The organism is Brucella pituitosa (assembly GCF_003049685.1).
Classification (GTDB): domain Bacteria; phylum Pseudomonadota; class Alphaproteobacteria; order Rhizobiales; family Rhizobiaceae; genus Brucella; species Brucella pituitosa.
This window is the reverse complement of the sequence record NZ_PYSY02000002.1, coordinates 1,186,061-1,201,251: the sequence shown is the minus strand read 5'-3', so window position 1 is coordinate 1,201,251 and position 15,191 is coordinate 1,186,061. Positions and strand designations below refer to the sequence as shown.

Genomic DNA, 15,191 nt, shown 5'->3' with positions numbered 1-15,191 from the left:
TATCATGGCGGTTTCAACCTCGCCTCTCACGCCCCAGTTCCGCCGACGTTATCGTCTTGATGAACAGCCGGTCGGCTTCCTGCTCGACGGCGTCCCTTATCAGGGACGTCGCGGCGATACCGTGCTGACGGCCATTCTCTCGGTGCAGAGCAAAGTGCGTCATACAGAATTTACCGGCGAGCCGCGGGCAGGCTTTTGTCTGATCGGTGCATGTCAGGATTGCCATGTCATGACCAGCGAAGGTGAGCGCGTGCGCGCCTGCACGACGCTGCTTGAAGAAGGCATGTCTTTCGTGACGGAGCCGTTCGCATGAGTACGTTTCTCAATCCGGTGATTGTGGGCGCTGGTCCTGCGGGTATTCGTGCAGCCGAAATGCTGGTGAAGGCTGGTCATCGTCCGATTGTGCTGGATGAAGGCATGCGCGCTGGTGGGCAGATCTATCGCCGTCCGCCATTCGATGATGGTCGCAGCTATAAGGCGCGTTACGGATCGGAAGCCCATAAGGCGGAAGCGCTGCATCAGACCTTCGATCATTTGCGCGAGGCGATTGATTATCGCCCGGAAACGCTGGTCTGGAACATTTCACGCGATGAAACAAGCCACCTTGATCTGATGTCGGGCGGTGTTCATGTGCAATTGCCTTACAGTCAGTTGCTGCTTGCAACGGGTGCGACCGACCGCGTGCTGCCATTTTCCGGCTGGACGAAGCCCGGTGTCTATACGCTTGGTGCTTCGCAGACAGCACTGAAAGCACAGGGCTGCACGATTGGCGAACGTGTGGTTTTCATGGGTTCCGGCCCGCTGCTTTATCTGGTGGCATGGCAATATCATCATGCCGGTGCCAAGGTTGCAGCGGTTCTTGATACGGCATCGTTCAGCTCAAAATTTCATCTGGCGCATTTGGCGTTGCACGCGCCGCGCATTGTTGCGCTCGGCGCTTATTATGGCTTGCGACTGAAGCTTGGCGGCGTGCCGATCCATTATAATGTGCGGCCCGATGAAGTGCTGGGCGCGGGGCATGTTGAAGGCATTCGCTATCGCTCAGGCAAACGTCAGCGCGAGATTGAATGCGATGCGCTGGCCTATGGTTTTGCGCTGCGACCTGAAACCCAGCTTGCCGATCTCGCGGGCTGTGATTTCGGCTTTAACGAGCGTGATCGCGCTTGGCTTCCGGTGGCGGATGCGCTTGGCCGGACGAGCAAGAGCGGCGTGTATGTGGCGGGCGATGGGGCTGGAATTGCCGGTGCTGATGCAGCGGAAATTCGCGGGCGCCTGGCGGCAATTGCCATGATCCGCGATCTTGGTGGCACGGCGGATGCGGCGCTCGAACAGCGTCTTATCAGTGAACTGGATGCGGTTTATCGTCAGCGTCTGATTTTGGAGAAGGCATTTCCCTTCCCGCATGACTGGTTTGAAACCGTCGGACAGGATGTCACGCTTTGCCGTTGCGAAGAGATAAAGCTCAGCGAAGCGCGTTCGGTCATCCGCGACGGTAATGCAAGCGAGATCAACCGGCTCAAAGCATTGAGCCGTGTTGGCATGGGCCGTTGTCAGGGCCGTATGTGTACGGCTGCTGCTGCGGAACTCCTGGCGTCGATGCAGGATAAATCGCCATCGCAGGCAGGACGTATTCGTGCGCAGGCACCAGTCAAGCCGATCCCGCTTGGCTTTGGTTCGAAGTCTCAGCATGAGGTGTTGCCATGACAAAGCGCCTTCAGGCTGATGCACTGATCATCGGCGGCGGTATTGTCGGCGGTTCGGCAGCACTTTTCATGCGCAGGGCCGGGCTGTCGGTTATTCTGCTGGATAAGGGTTTTTGCGGTGCGCAGGCAAGTGGCGTCAATTATGGCGGCGTGCGCAGGCAGGGTCGCGAGCCAGAGCAAATTCCGCTGTCGCAACGCGCATTCGATCTCTGGGCGCGTCTGCCTGAACTGATCGGCATCGACGGTGAGTATATTCGTAGCGGTCATCTGAAACTTGCGCGCACGCCAGAGCATTTCGCAAAGCTTGAAGCCTATGCGGAAAGGGTCAGGCCGCTTGGGCTGGAGCTTGAGCTGATCGGCGGTAATGCCGTGCGCGAACGCTTTCCATGGCTGACGGGTGATGTGGCGGGCGCTTCGCTGTGTGCGGAAGATGGTCACGCTAATCCACGTCTCGTTTCGCCTGCTTTTGCGCGCGCTGCAAAAGCTTTAGGTGCGACAGTACTGGAAAACACGCCTGTTCATGAAGTGCGTTCGACGGGGAGTGGCTTTGCAGTGCTGGCCGGTGACGGCATTGAAATCAATGCGGGCATGGTCTTCAACTGCGCCGGTGCGTGGTCGGATAAATTCGCCGCATCCTTTGGCGAGCCGGTGCCGCTCCAGCGCATCTATCCGTCCATGGTTGTGACCGAACCAATGCCGATGCGTCTGCCAATGAGCCTTGGCGAAGAGGGTGGCGGTTTTTATGGCCGTCAGGTCACGCGGGGCAATTATGTGATGGGCGGCGGGCGCGGAACACCGCTCGAAAACCCGGATTTCTCGCGGCCTTCGGTTAATGCGGCGTCATCGGTGATGCTGCGCGCAATTGAGCTTTTCCCGCATCTGAAAAATGCCCAGGTAATCCGCTTCTGGTCTGGCACTGAATCTGAAATGCCGGACGACAATCCGGTGATTGGGCCAAGCAGCCGGGTCAAAAATCTCTTTCACGCCTTCGGTTTTTGCGGTGCCGGTTTCCAGACCGGCCCGGCTGTAGGCGCCATTCTTTGCGATCTTGCCGTGAAAGGCGAGACGGAAACGCCGATCGATGCATTCCGCATCGACCGGTTCGATACGAACTTAAACCACAAAGGGGAGTAGCATGAAAAATCAATCCATTACCAAGGCCATTACCAAGTCCGCCCTGTTAGCGCTCGGCCTGTCGGTCGCGTTTGCTTCGGCCGCATCGGCTGAAACCAAGACGCTTTATATCGGTATGAATGGCGGCAACATGGAGAAGGCTTACACCGAGTACGTCTTGCCGGAGTTTGAAAAGGCAAACAACGTCAAGGTTGTCGTCGTACCGGGCACATCGGCTGATATTCTTGCGAAGGCAACCGCGCAGAAGGACAATCCTCAGATGCACGTCATGCTGCTTGATGACGGCGTGATGGTCCGCGCCATCAATGCGGGTCTTTGCCAGAAAATCTCTGATAATCCGGTTTTGGCTGACATTCAGCCAGCTGCGCGTCTGAAAGGCGATATGGCAATCGGCGTCGATATGGGCATGACCGGTATCGCCTATAACAAGAAGCTTTTCGACGAAAAGGGTTGGGCAGCGCCGACCTCGTGGATGGATTTCGCGGATGAGAAATTCAACAAGGCTGTTGTGTTCCAGTCTGCGTCCGCTTCGACCTTCGGCCTGCATGCATTTCTGATGTTCAACCGCATTCAGGGCGGTGACGACAAGAATCTTGAGCCAGGTTTTGAAAAGTTCCCGGACACCATCGGCAAGAACGTTCTGGAATTCATTCCATCGTCGGCAAAGATTTCGGAAATGGTTCAGACCGGCGAAGCAGCAATCTTCCCGCTGACCCCAACCGGCGTTAATAACCTGAAAGACAAGGGTATTCCGGTTGAATACGCACAGCCAAAGGAAGGCTCGGTTGTTCTCGCAGTCACCGAATGTGTACTGGCTGGCAACAACGAACCAGAACTGAGCCAGAAGCTCGCGCATTATCTGCTTTCGGCTGATGCACAGAGCAAGGCGCTTGATCATGGGAATGTGATCCCATCGAACCAGAAGGCCAAGGCCGGTTCGCCTGAAGCGCAGGCCAAGCTCGATGCTTTCAATGGTTACATGAAAACAGCCAATACGCTTGACTGGGATGCAGTGAACGAAGGTCGCCAGCAGCTCAACAACCGCTGGAACCGCACAATCGAACAGTAAGATCGTCTTCCTGTTTTGACGCGCATCTTTTTCCGAAGACCGTTTCACACTTTTCGGGATGCGCTCTGATTTAAAGAAAAGCCCGCCTTGAGAAATCAAGGCGGGCTTTTTGTTATGCTGCGACTTTGGCTCTCTGTTTTCTGGCGGATTGCCAGACCAGCGGCACAAGAATGAGTGCAACTGCCGGGAAGATCAGCCAGTTGATCGTCTGCCAGCCGGACGAATGCAGCAGTGAACCGGCAAAGAAAGATGCGCAGGCGACCGTGCCGAAGACGAGAAAGTCGTTTGCACCCTGCGCCTTGCCGCGTTCCTCTGGCGTATGGCATTCGGCAACCATAGCGGTCGCACCAATGAAGCCAAAATTCCAGCCGATGCCGAGCAGGATCAGCGAAATCCAGAAATGCGTGAGATCAAGCCCCGATAATGCAACAATTGCCGATAGAGCGATGATCAGCAGGCCAACAGCTGTTACACGTTCCTTGCCAAAGCGGGTAATCAGCAATCCTGTGAAGAAGCTTGGCCCGAACATGGCAAGCACATGCCACTGAATGCCCAAAGCCGCATGGTCGACGGAATGGCCATGGCCAACCATGGCGATCGGGGCTGCTGTCATCACAAATGTCATCAGGCCATAGGAGACAACACCAGAAGCCACCGCCAGTATGTAACGCGGGCTTAGCAATATCTCTTTCAACGAACGGCCACCATCTCCTGTATTCGCAGCTTTCGCCGCCTTGGGCGAGCGAAACAGCAACAAGACAGGGATCGCCAGCAATGCGAGAGCAGCCTGACTTATAAAGCTACCCGCATAGGGCGTATCGGGCAGGGCATCACGCGTCCAGATGACAAGCTGCGGCCCGATAATGGCTGCAATCAAACCTCCGACCATCACCCATGAAATGGCCCGGGCTTTGAGCGCACCTGTCGCGGCATCGGTTGCCGCAAAGCGATAGCTCTGAACATAGGCGGCATAAAAGCCCGCAATGAAGGTGCCAAGACAGAAGATGATGAAGGAGCTTGTGAAGATGCCGAAAGCGGCTATCAGACCGGCTGTCATGCCAAAGCCAGCGCCGAGCAGATAGCCGTTACGCCGTCCGAATGCGCGCATAATGAAGGCTGCAGGCAGGGTGCCAAGCGCCAGACCAAGACTGAACAGGCTGACGGGCAGTGTGACCAGTGCCGGATCGGAGGAAAGCTGCTGTCCGACCAGTCCGCCCAGCGAAATGATGATCGGCGGGCTTGCAGCCCCCAAAGCCTGTGCTGCGGTAAGCACGAAAGTATTGCGTCTGGCGATGGTCTGGTCAGTCATGTCCGCACTTCTTCAAAGTTATTCTGGTGATTGTAACGGATGCCGGCTTAGCCGACCGGCACCTGGAAATGTGTGCAGATCACCGCCATCACTTGCTGCGCTATATCACTTTCAACGCGATACCAGATCGTTTGTCCGTCACGTCGCCCGGCAATAATGCCCTCGCGCCGCAACAATGCCAGATGTTGAGAGACAGTGGAGTCACGCAGGCCGATCAACTCAGCAAGCTGTCCCACTGACTTCTCACCGCCGTGCAGCCGGCAAAGGATCATAAGCCGGTGATTGTTGGCGATTGTCTTGAGAAATTCACTTGCCTTGTCGGCCGCGAGGTGGGTTTTTACACCCGGGTCGATTGGGTCATTTTCGTTCATAACTACGTATCTACGAAACTATGAAGATATAGTCAATCTTGCTCTGAAAACCGTTAATCAGGAAATTTATTCCGATTTCTGGTTCAAATTGCGAGGGGTAGTGAAAGCGCTTCTGTCTGGGGCAATGATATTGTAGCCTTCGCGCATTGCTGTTTTTGGGGCTGGAGTTGTCGTGCGCATAGCTGTATTGAGTGTTGTTTTCGGTGTTTTGTTTTCGGGGCAGGCCTTTGCAGAGGATGACTGGAAAGCCGTTGAAGTCATAAAGCCCTACGCGATTACCGGCCGCACCGGTCCTGAGCTCTATGAATCCATCGGCGAGCGCGGCCCTAAAGCCGGCAAATCCCGCGTGATAGCGCACACGACCTTTGTGCTGACCTGGGATCGCAAGTTCGACAATTCCAACAATGGCTGCACAATTGTTTCGGCCAGGCCCAAACTGAAAATCACCTATACGCTGCCGAAGCCTTCACAGAAGCTTACCTCACCAGTGAAAGAGAACTGGGAGCGCTTCTATGATGGCATCTACAAGCACGAGCTCGTTCATGGCGACACAGCCAAGGATATGACGCGCGAGATCGTCCGCACGACGGTTGGGCTTTCCATCCCGAACGACCCGAAGTGCCAGAAAATGCGCCGGGAACTGATTAATCGCATTACTGCGCTGGTCGATATCCAGCGCCAGCAGGGCCGTGATTTCGACCGCGTTGAAATGGGATCCGGCGGCAACGTCGAGCAGCTTATTTTGGCGTTGGTGAACGGCGGATAACCCATGCCGGAAATGCGGTATTTAATCCGGCATGGGTTTTTTCGTTTAGGCCAGTTCTGCGCGTAGCGCTTTCGCTGCCGCCACCATGTTGACGAGGGCAGGGCGCACCTCGTCCCATTTGCGGGTTTTCAGGCCGCAATCGGGATTGACCCAGAGCTGTCCATCGGAAAGCTGCTTGCGGGCAAGCGCCAGCAGGTCCGTCATTTCGCTGACTTCCGGCACGCGTGGTGAGTGAATATCATAAACGCCCGGGCCGATGTCGTTCGGGTATTTGAACGACTTGAACGCATCAAGCAGTTCCATGCGTGAGCGCGAGGTTTCAATCGAAATCACGTCGGCATCCATATGAGCAATGGCATCGATGATGTCATTGAACTCCGAATAGCACATATGGGTGTGGATCTGTGTTTGGTCGGTCACGCCGCTTGAACACAGACGGAAGCTTTCGACAGCCCAATCGAGATAGATCGACCAGTCAGCGCGACGCAGCGGCAAGCCTTCGCGCAAGGCCGCCTCGTCGATCTGGATCATGGTAGCACCTGCACCCTCCAGATCGCTCACTTCGTCACGGATGGCGAGAGCGATCTGACGACAGGTTGCAGCACGTGGAATATCATCGCGAACAAACGACCAGTTGAGGATCGTAACTGGCCCCGTCAACATGCCTTTGACGGGCTTGTCTGTCAGTGATTGCGCATATTTCCACCATGCGACCGTCATCGGTTCCGGACGGGAAACGTCACCGAAAATGATGGGAGGGCGGACATAGCGCGAACCGTAGCTCTGCACCCAGGCGTATTTTGTGAAAGCAAAGCCCGAAAGCTGCTCGCCGAAATATTGCACCATGTCGTTGCGCTCAAACTCGCCATGCACCAGCACGTCGAGGCCGATTTCTTCCTGCCAGCGGATGGCAGCTTCGGTTTCGCGCTGAATAAAACCTTCATATTGCGCAGTGCTGATCTCACCTTTGTTGACCGCTGCACGTGCTTTGCGCACTTCCGGCGTCTGCGGGAAAGAGCCGATTGTCGTGGTGGGGAAAGTGGGCAGGCTGAGCTTGTCGCTTTGAATTTTGCGTCGCTCGGTGAACACGCTATTGCGCTTTTTCTGAGTCTCGGTAACAGCGGTAACGCGCTGTTCAACAACCAGACTATGGACCTTTGGCGATGTGCGGCGGGCTGCAATGGCCTCACTGGCGGCTTTCAGTTCTGCAAGAACCGTGCTTTTTCCTGACGAAAGCGCACGTCCGAGGATAGCAATCTCATCGATCTTTTGTGCTGCAAAAGCGAGCCAGTTTTTAAGTTCTGCATCGAGACCGGTTTCCAGTTCAAGATCAATCGGCACATGCAGGAGCGAACAAGATGGCGCAATTTCAATGCGTTCCAGCCCGCGCTTGTCGATTAAAGGTTGGACACGGTCGATGATCGCGTTGAGATCGGCACGCCAGATATTGCGTCCGTCAATGATGCCGAGCGAAAGCACCTGATCTCCGCGCGCTTTGCTGGCAACTTCCACAAGCTGGTCTGCCCCACGCACGAGATCGACATGCAAACCTGCAACCGGCAGAGAAAGAGCGGTTTCGAGATTGTTGCCCAGTTCTCCGAAATAGGTCGCAGCCAGGATTTTGACCGGGCTTGCTGTGTTCAAACGCTGATAGGCAAGTTCAAAAGCTGCACGCTCATTGGGGATGAGGTCGAGAACCAGCGCTGGCTCGTCAATCTGCACCCAATCGGCTCCGGCTTCCGCCAGTTCCTGCAACAGCTCTTCATAAACGGGCAGCAGTTTTGGCAGTAGCGCTATCGGGTTGAAACCTTCGGCAGTGGATTTTGCCAGTTTCAGGAACGTCACCGGTCCCAGAATGACCGGGCGTGTGTGGATGCCGAGCGCTTTTGCTTCAAGAAAATGCTCGACCGGCTTGCGGTCCGAAAGTTTGAATTCCTGATCGTCGGTGAGTTCTGGCACCATATAGTGATAATTGGTGTCGAACCACTTGGTCATTTCAAGCGCGGTCACGCCATGACCATGCTTATGATTGCCGCAACCGCAATCGCTGTTCGCTTTGCCTTCACGACCGCGCGCCATAGCGAAATAGGTCTGGAGCGATACGTCGCTGCCCGTCCAGCCATAGCGGTCAGGGATCGCGCCGACCATCACGGCAGTATCAAGCACATGATCGTAAAGGGAGAAATCGTTTGACGGAATTTTCGTGATACCGTGATCGCGCTGTTCGGCCCAATTGGCCGCGCGTAAGGCGCTGGCAATAGTGAGCAGTTCTGCCTCAGACGATTTACCCGCCCAGAAAGCTTCGAGTGCAAACTTCAGTTCGCGATGACGGCCGATGCGCGGCACACCAAGGGTGGCGGTAGCGACGGTGGTTTGTGACATGGCTATATATACCCCGATATAGATGGGGGCGCGGGTTTGCAGACGTGCGCGAAAAGGCTGTTCATTACAGCCAGACCTGCGACATTCCGGGACACCCCGCCCGTGGACGTTGTTTTGCCATGGCAGGTCTCCTGGCTCGCGGGTCAGCACCTTAGAGCGCGTTTCGATCTGATTAAATCAGATCGGCGCTCTGATCCGCCTTCCCGGAATGTTTCGTTCCAGTGGCATGATGGATCAAGGCTCGCCGCTTACAGTTGCGGGGGCAGCACCGGTTTTGTCTTCAACGCACCGGTTTCCCTCTTAGCTTTCATCTGAAGTCTGACGAAAGAACCATAACGCCGCTCAGTCTGCCGGAAGCTTCACTGCTTGTCAATATTACATAAAGAAATGTTTATGTGTTTATGTCTAAAAATTGCCCGCACTTATTGCTTAGCCGAAAGTACTAAGTGCTCAGAACGAAGATCGGATGGCTTGTGTGAGAGAAATTGAATAAAAACAGATAATTAAGGGATCAGCGCGTAATCTCCGTGAGCGTGGGAAATATCAATTGATATGGCCCTGCGCGGGGACTCGTGCTAACGGTGCCACTATTGGGCTGGTTATATGGTCGGATATCTGAGCTAGATATCTGATTTCACTGATTAAAAAAGAGTGGGTTTAGCCGAATCCTCAACGGCGATTATTCGCATTTTCGCCTTGAGGGGGGCAGGATATGTTCGTATGAGTTTCAGATATCCCTGGCAGAGGCTGGCTTTATTACCGCGTGTTGGTAAGCAGATCATACTGCTGCTGAGCGACTGCTTGTTGTTGCTGCTCAGCGCCTATCTCGCCTTTGTCATGCGGCTTGGCTTTGTTTTTGTCCCGACGCAGACGCAGATTTTCCTGATCGCCATCGCTCCGGCTCTCGCAATCCCCGTCTTTATTCGTTTTGGTCTTTATCGGGCAATTATTCGCTATCTGGCCGAGCGAGCCATCTGGCCAATCTTTCAGGCGACCGCTATTGCAGCCCTATTCTGGGTGGCGCTGGTCTTTCTTATGGAATCATACGGCGGCGCTGGTTTGCCGCGTTCGGTTCCTCTTCTCTACTGGCTTTTGAGCACGGTGCTTATTTCTGCCAGCCGATTTGGTGCGAAATGGCTGCTGCGCAGTGCCGAAGCCAGCAGGGCTTATACAAGCACGGCTCTTATTATTGGTGTGGGTGAACCCGGGCGTCAGCTGGCAACAGCACTCAGAAGCCATAGCGATACGCATGTCATTGGTTTCGTTGATCCCACGGGCCAGCTTGGCGGCATGGATATCATTGGTCTCCGGGTCTATGACATTGCAGCGATCCCACGTTTGATCGAGAATTTTGGCGTTGGTCAGGTTGTCATATCCGAACCGGAAATCGATCAGAAGCAGCGGCAGGAACTTGCACGCCTGCTCGGGCGTCTGCCGGTTAGCACCCGCATTCTACCCCCAATCGCTGATCTGACGGCTGGCAAATATCTTGTCAGTGCTCTGCGCAATGTCGAAATTGACGATTTGCTTGGGCGCTCGCCTGTACCGCCAGATGTCGATTTGCTCCGCGAAGTTGTCGAAGGGCGACGCATTATGGTTACGGGCGCTGGCGGGTCGATTGGCAGCCAGCTCTGCCGCACGATTGCGCAGTGGAACCCAAGCTGCATCGTGCTTTTTGAATCGAGCGAATTCGCGCTTTATCAGATCGAGCGACAGTTACGGCAGATTGCGCAATGCGATGTCATTCCAGTGCTCGGCACGGTGGCAAATCAGCAATGTGTTGAAAAAGCTATCCGCACCCACACCGTTGATACGGTCTATCATTGCGCAGCTTATAAGCATGTGCCGCTTGTCGAAAAGAACCCGCTTGTCGGTATCTATAACAACGTGTTCGGCACGCTGAACGTGGCTGCCGCAGCCTTTGAAACCGATGTCGAACGTTTGGTGCTGATTTCATCCGATAAGGCCGTGAGGCCAACGAATGTCATGGGCGCAACAAAGCGCTGGGCCGAACTTGTCGTCTACTACTACGGGACACTCGCTGAAAAGGCGGGCCATCATAAGTCATTCTATTCCGTCCGCTTCGGCAATGTTCTGGGCTCCAACGGTTCAGTGGTTCCGCTTTTCCGCGAACAGATCGCCAATGGTGGACCCGTCACGCTCACGCACGAAGACATGACGCGCTATTTCATGTCGATCAAGGAAGCAGCAGAACTCATCGTGCAATCCGGTGCAATTGCCAAATCCGGCGATACGGTGCTTCTCGAAATGGGCGATCCGGTCAAGGTTCGTGACCTGGCCGAGAATATGATCCTGCTTGCGGGGCTGACGGTGCGTAGCGCAGACAATCCCGACGGCGATATTGCGATTGAGGTGACGGGCATTCGCGAAGGTGAGAAGATGTATGAAGAGCTTTTCTACGATCCTTCTCAGGCTCAGACGACGCGTCACCCCAAAATTATGCGTGCCCCCAAGGGGCAAAAGGTTGCTGTGGACGTCCCTAAAAGCCTTGATACTCTCCGGGCTGCGATGGAGACAGAAGATGTCAACGCGGTCCGCAAGGTTCTGTTTGACGTTATAACTTCCTGAAACGTCCACGGAAATCGAGCAGCAGCAAAAGCACTGCGACTGCGGCAATAAGCACGAAGATGATTTGCGAAAGCATATGGTCGAAGACCATAATTGCTGCCGCACATGCTATCAGAATGATATTGAGCAGTGCGACGTGGCTCACCACCTTCGACACGCTCCACCCGGCCCGTTTGGCGACCTGATAGGCATGTTTTGAATGTGCTTTCAGAATGTTCTCGCCTGCCAGACCGCGTAAGATGATTGTCGTGCCGGCATCAAGCACGTAATAGAGCGGCAGAATAAGCGCGACGGCTATATGCGTTTCCCGTGCCAGAAGTAGAAGCGCGGTTCCGGCAATAAGCCCCAGCGGAAAGCTCCCGGAATCGCCCAAAAAAACGCTTGCGGGTGGGCGGTTGTAAAAAGCAAAACCCACAAGCCCGCCTGCCGTGATTGCAGCGATTGTGCCGCTTTCAACGCCTGCAAGCTGAAATGTTGCCAGCAGCGCAATTCCAACCATGGGCACGCCGATGCCTGCAACGGTCATGCAATCCAGACCATCCATGAAATTTGTAACATTGATTGCCGCGACAAGCGTGATGACAATCAGCGCGATCTCTGCCCAATGGGGCAAAAGCTCGGGTAATAGTCGGAAATCGGGGCCGAGCCCATAAACCACCAGGCATGCGGCCACGCACTGCGAGCCAAAGCGTGTTGTGACGGAAAGCTCGAAACGATCATCCAGACCACCGATAACCCAGAGTAATAAACAGGCTCCGCTGAGACTGAGGACCAGATCAATAGTCAGCCCAAGATCTGTGCCGAACATTAAAAGCGAGACTATAATGGCCGGTATGAGCGCAAGGCCGCCGATTTGCCTGGCAGCTACGCTATGGTTGGAGCGTGCATTGAATTTGGCCGCAAGAAAGCTTGCTGGCAGAAGCGCGGATAAAACATAAAGGCCGACGCCGCAAAGAATAGCGCTTGCAAGAAAGGAAACCAGTAGCAAGATCATTGCAATAACCAAAAAAATGACTCTGTTATCGGATTACCAGCTTTGGACGCGAAGGCAAATCCCTGTACTTAGCTGATTTGAGCCGCTTGTTATGCACTGCGGAAATTCTCCTTGTAAAGCTTACCAGAATTCGACAATAGGCGATTGCACTTGGCGCAGGGAGCGGCTATAAGCCCGCGCAATCGATCACTTTGATCTGATTTGTTGGGGCGTAGCCAAGCGGTAAGGCACCGGTTTTTTGGTACCGGCATCCCCTGGTTCGAATCCAGGCGCCCCAGCCATTTTCCCAACACATACTCTTTTTTCTTATTGCCGTCGTATACAAACGTGACATGTTATAAGTGTTGCATAATTGCCGCTGTCTCAGTATCAGCGCGCTAATTGCTGTTGGAAACACTCCGCAACCGTTGAATACAGTCCCAAATAATATATTGAGTAATCTACTCAACTTTTAGCCAGCAAGTCCCGATAGGCAAGCCAGCGATCATGCAATGCTTATCTCGGGGCCATCATGCTGGGGACTACCGCTTTCCAAAAATCCGTCAATCGTCATTGGTTGAATATGCTTTCTGTCTCTGTGGTGCTCTGCGTCGCTTCGGAGGCATCCGCTCAAACAGCACTAAAAACAGATGCCGTCCAGCAAAGCCAGAACACTGAAGGCGAAAGTTCTGAGCCTATCAAGCTCAAGACGATTACGCTTTCTGCCGAGCGCGCTGCCAAGAACCTGCTTGATGTTCCGATGTCGATCAGTGTGATTGATCGCGACACGCTGGACCGTCATCAAGTGCGCGATATTCAGGATATGGTACGGTATGAGCCGGGCATAAGTGTTGATCGTCAAACGTCATTGACCAATCCTTTCGGCCAGCTCAATAGCTTCAATATTCGTGGTGTAGGTGGCAATCGTGTGCAAATCCTGGTCGATGGCGCACGCGTTCAGGAGCGCATTACCGATGGTAGCCGAGACTTCGTTGATCCTTTCAATATGAAGTCGGTAGAAATCACACGTGGCCCGAATTCGGTTCTGTGGGGAGCTGATGCTCTGGGTGGAGTCGTGTTTTTCAGGACGCTTGATGCCGACGATCTTCTGGATGGTACCAAGCCATGGGCTGTCGAAACCAAGTTCAGCTATGACAGCTTCGATAAATCGTTCCGCAAACAGATCACCGGTGCGGCCGAAGCCGGAGACTTTAAGGTTCTAGGCAGTTTCGGACATATGAGTGCATCTGAGCCGGACATGCGTAAAGCACGTGCAGATGGCGGTATCTGGGGCTGTCCGCGTGAAGCGATCTGGCCATGCAATAAAGCATCACCGATGGATACGGATTCCTATAACAGCCTGTTGAAACTTCAGTGGAGCCCGTCGGCTGATCATGAGTTCAAGCTGACTGGCGAATGGTTCGAGCGCAACACTGATGTGGATCAGAAATACGATTCCGGTGCTGCCAATTCGCTTTATGCAAGCATGCCTGCTTATTACAGTTTCTATTATGAGAACGAGAGCTGGGATCGTTCGCTGAAAATGCAGCGCGCTCGCTTTGCTTTGGATCATCGCTGGACGGTGGGCGCATCGTGGCTGGATGAGGTGAAATGGAACATTTCCTATTCACCGCAAAAGCGCGATACGACCAGCACTCAGATCCGCAATTATCCGCTTCTGGCAACGCCGCGACGTGAAAAGCGCATTCAGATCCGCAATTACAGCGAAGACTTTCTGCAGGCTGATGTTCAGCTGACCTCGTCATTTGATCTCGGTCAAACCAGCCACAAACTCATTTATGGCTTTGCGGGTGACATCACCAAGAGTAATTATGATGGTGAAAATATCACCACCAATCTGAATACGGGCGTTACGACTGTTGCGTTGCGACAAGGGTTCAATTTCCCCAAAGTTGAGACCATACGCGCCGATTTCTATGTTCAGGATGAAATCAAGCTGTTGGATGAGCGTCTGACGCTTACGCCGGGCCTGCGTCTTGCAACTTACTCAATCGATCCGACCCAGGATGGTGACTATGTTCCGCTCGAAGGTTTTGATCCTGAGAAGACCGACAAGACCCGTTTGATTAAGCGCTTGGGTGCGATTTATAAGCTCGACGATACTTATTCGGTGTTTGCCTCCTATGGCGAAGGTTTCAAGATGCCGACCGCACAGCAGCTCTTCGTATCTTCCACCTCAATCGGTGCGACAAGCATGGTAGAGGTCATTCCCAATCCGAACTTGAAGCCAGAATTTGTCCGCAGCTATGAAGCGGGTCTGCGTGGCGAGTATGATCGCGGCTATTTCAGCGCTTCTGCCTTCTATTCCGATTACAAGGATTTCATTAGGGGCCTGCAACAGGTTCCTGGAACCACCGATAAGTACACCTCTGACAACGTCGAGAGTGTAAAGGTCTGGGGTATTGAGTTCGGCGGCGAATACGAGGTTTACAACAACGTTTTCGCCAATGCGGCGCTTTCTTATATGCGTGGCGATCAGCGTGTGGATGCCGGATCTGAGAAGACGCCGTTTGATGGTGCAGTTCCGCTGACCACGGTTCTGGGACTGCGTTACATCATCCCCGATTGGAATCTGGAAACAGAGTTTGTAGGCACTTTCGCATCGGGCGTGAAGCGCCGCGCTGATGAAAATGCTTTCAAACCGTCGAATTATTCGGTGTTTGATGCCTATGCCAAGTGGTCCCCGACCAAGCATATTGACGTGAATTTCGGTGTCGAGAATATCTTCGACAAGCGCTATTTCCCAAATACGCTGACAGGTTATGCCAATTCGCCGGAGACGTCGTCAGTCGCCAATGTCAATCCGCTGGAAATGCAGGTGGCACCGGGCCGTACCTTCAAGGTGGGTGCAACGATGCGCTTCTGATCGTCATC

Annotated in this window: 11 protein-coding genes, 1 tRNA gene and 1 riboswitch; of the genes, 8 read left to right on the top strand and 4 right to left on the bottom strand. The window is 54.1% G+C overall.

The window, feature by feature from the left end; genetic code table 11:
• Positions 1-4: 4 nt before the first annotated feature.
• Genes C9380_RS17975 through C9380_RS17960 form a run of 4 tightly spaced genes read left to right on the top strand, consistent with a single transcriptional unit; the run spans position 5 to position 3,906 of the window.
• On the top strand, positions 5-313 hold the full coding sequence (locus C9380_RS17975) for a (2Fe-2S)-binding protein (RefSeq protein ID WP_128094193.1): 309 nt from the start codon (positions 5-7) through the stop codon (positions 311-313).
• Positions 310-1,704 carry an FAD/NAD(P)-dependent oxidoreductase gene (locus C9380_RS17970; protein ID WP_128094192.1) on the top strand — a complete coding sequence of 465 codons (1,395 nt, stop codon included), beginning with the start codon at positions 310-312 and terminating at the stop codon, positions 1,702-1,704. Before C9380_RS17975 ends, C9380_RS17970 begins: the two co-directional genes overlap by 4 nt.
• A complete protein-coding gene (locus tag C9380_RS17965; RefSeq protein WP_128094191.1) occupies positions 1,701-2,837 on the top strand; it encodes an NAD(P)/FAD-dependent oxidoreductase in 1,137 nt (378 codons plus the stop codon). Before C9380_RS17970 ends, C9380_RS17965 begins: the two co-directional genes overlap by 4 nt.
• 1 nt (position 2,838) lies before the next feature.
• On the top strand, positions 2,839-3,906 hold the full coding sequence (locus C9380_RS17960; RefSeq protein ID WP_128094190.1) for an ABC transporter substrate-binding protein: 1,068 nt from the start codon (positions 2,839-2,841) through the stop codon (positions 3,904-3,906).
• Between the two features lie 112 nt (positions 3,907-4,018).
• Here C9380_RS17960 and C9380_RS17955 read toward each other — a convergent pair whose 3' ends face one another.
• Positions 4,019-5,215, bottom strand: a complete 1,197-nt coding sequence (locus C9380_RS17955) for an MFS transporter (protein ID WP_128094189.1) — start codon at positions 5,213-5,215, stop codon at positions 4,019-4,021.
• Positions 5,216-5,262: 47 nt separating this feature from the next.
• On the bottom strand, positions 5,263-5,586 hold the full coding sequence (locus C9380_RS17950; protein WP_111785825.1) for an ArsR/SmtB family transcription factor: 324 nt from the start codon (positions 5,584-5,586) through the stop codon (positions 5,263-5,265).
• 172 nt (positions 5,587-5,758) lie between these two features.
• Here C9380_RS17950 and C9380_RS17945 point away from each other — a divergent pair, with 172 nt between their 5' ends.
• Positions 5,759-6,352 carry a DUF922 domain-containing Zn-dependent protease gene (locus C9380_RS17945; RefSeq protein ID WP_374844444.1) on the top strand — a complete coding sequence of 198 codons (594 nt, stop codon included), beginning with the start codon at positions 5,759-5,761 and terminating at the stop codon, positions 6,350-6,352.
• A gap of 45 nt (positions 6,353-6,397) precedes the next feature.
• Here the strand turns inward: C9380_RS17945 and metE are convergent, their stop codons facing one another.
• A complete protein-coding gene (metE, locus tag C9380_RS17940) occupies positions 6,398-8,734 on the bottom strand; it encodes a 5-methyltetrahydropteroyltriglutamate--homocysteine S-methyltransferase (protein WP_128094188.1) in 2,337 nt (778 codons plus the stop codon).
• Between the two features lie 104 nt (positions 8,735-8,838).
• Positions 8,839-9,084, bottom strand: a riboswitch (cobalamin riboswitch).
• A 370-nt stretch (positions 9,085-9,454) separates the two neighbouring features.
• Here metE and C9380_RS17935 point away from each other — a divergent pair.
• Entirely contained in the window at positions 9,455-11,323 is a 1,869-nt protein-coding gene (locus C9380_RS17935; protein ID WP_100557558.1) for a polysaccharide biosynthesis protein, read from the top strand.
• Here the strand turns inward: C9380_RS17935 and C9380_RS17930 are convergent.
• The gene (locus C9380_RS17930; protein ID WP_100558053.1) at positions 11,310-12,317 is read right to left on the bottom strand and encodes an MraY family glycosyltransferase; all 1,008 of its coding nucleotides are present in this window, start codon (positions 12,315-12,317) and stop codon (positions 11,310-11,312) included. The genes C9380_RS17935 and C9380_RS17930 overlap by 14 nt on opposite strands.
• 205 nt (positions 12,318-12,522) lie before the next feature.
• Between C9380_RS17930 and C9380_RS17925 the strand changes: the two genes are divergently transcribed.
• Both C9380_RS17925 and C9380_RS17920 read left to right on the top strand, forming a co-directional pair.
• A tRNA-Lys gene (locus C9380_RS17925) sits at positions 12,523-12,598 on the top strand.
• A 230-nt stretch (positions 12,599-12,828) separates the two neighbouring features.
• On the top strand, positions 12,829-15,183 hold the full coding sequence (locus C9380_RS17920) for a TonB-dependent hemoglobin/transferrin/lactoferrin family receptor (protein ID WP_128094187.1): 2,355 nt from the start codon (positions 12,829-12,831) through the stop codon (positions 15,181-15,183).
• The last annotated feature ends 8 nt before the right edge of the window (positions 15,184-15,191 follow it).

Coding starts and splice junctions, on each gene's coding strand:
- C9380_RS17975 (WP_128094193.1), top strand. CDS start 5: ATGGCGGTTTCAACCTCGCCTCTCACGCCCCAGTTCCGCCGACGTTAT.
- C9380_RS17970 (WP_128094192.1), top strand. CDS start 310: ATGAGTACGTTTCTCAATCCGGTGATTGTGGGCGCTGGTCCTGCGGGT.
- C9380_RS17965 (WP_128094191.1), top strand. CDS start 1,701: ATGACAAAGCGCCTTCAGGCTGATGCACTGATCATCGGCGGCGGTATT.
- C9380_RS17960 (WP_128094190.1), top strand. CDS start 2,839: ATGAAAAATCAATCCATTACCAAGGCCATTACCAAGTCCGCCCTGTTA.
- C9380_RS17955 (WP_128094189.1), bottom strand. CDS start 5,215: ATGACTGACCAGACCATCGCCAGACGCAATACTTTCGTGCTTACCGCA.
- C9380_RS17950 (WP_111785825.1), bottom strand. CDS start 5,586: ATGAACGAAAATGACCCAATCGACCCGGGTGTAAAAACCCACCTCGCG.
- metE (WP_128094188.1), bottom strand. CDS start 8,734: ATGTCACAAACCACCGTCGCTACCGCCACCCTTGGTGTGCCGCGCATC.
- C9380_RS17935 (WP_100557558.1), top strand. CDS start 9,455: ATGAGTTTCAGATATCCCTGGCAGAGGCTGGCTTTATTACCGCGTGTT.
- C9380_RS17930 (WP_100558053.1), bottom strand. CDS start 12,317: ATGATCTTGCTACTGGTTTCCTTTCTTGCAAGCGCTATTCTTTGCGGC.
- C9380_RS17920 (WP_128094187.1), top strand. CDS start 12,829: ATGCTGGGGACTACCGCTTTCCAAAAATCCGTCAATCGTCATTGGTTG.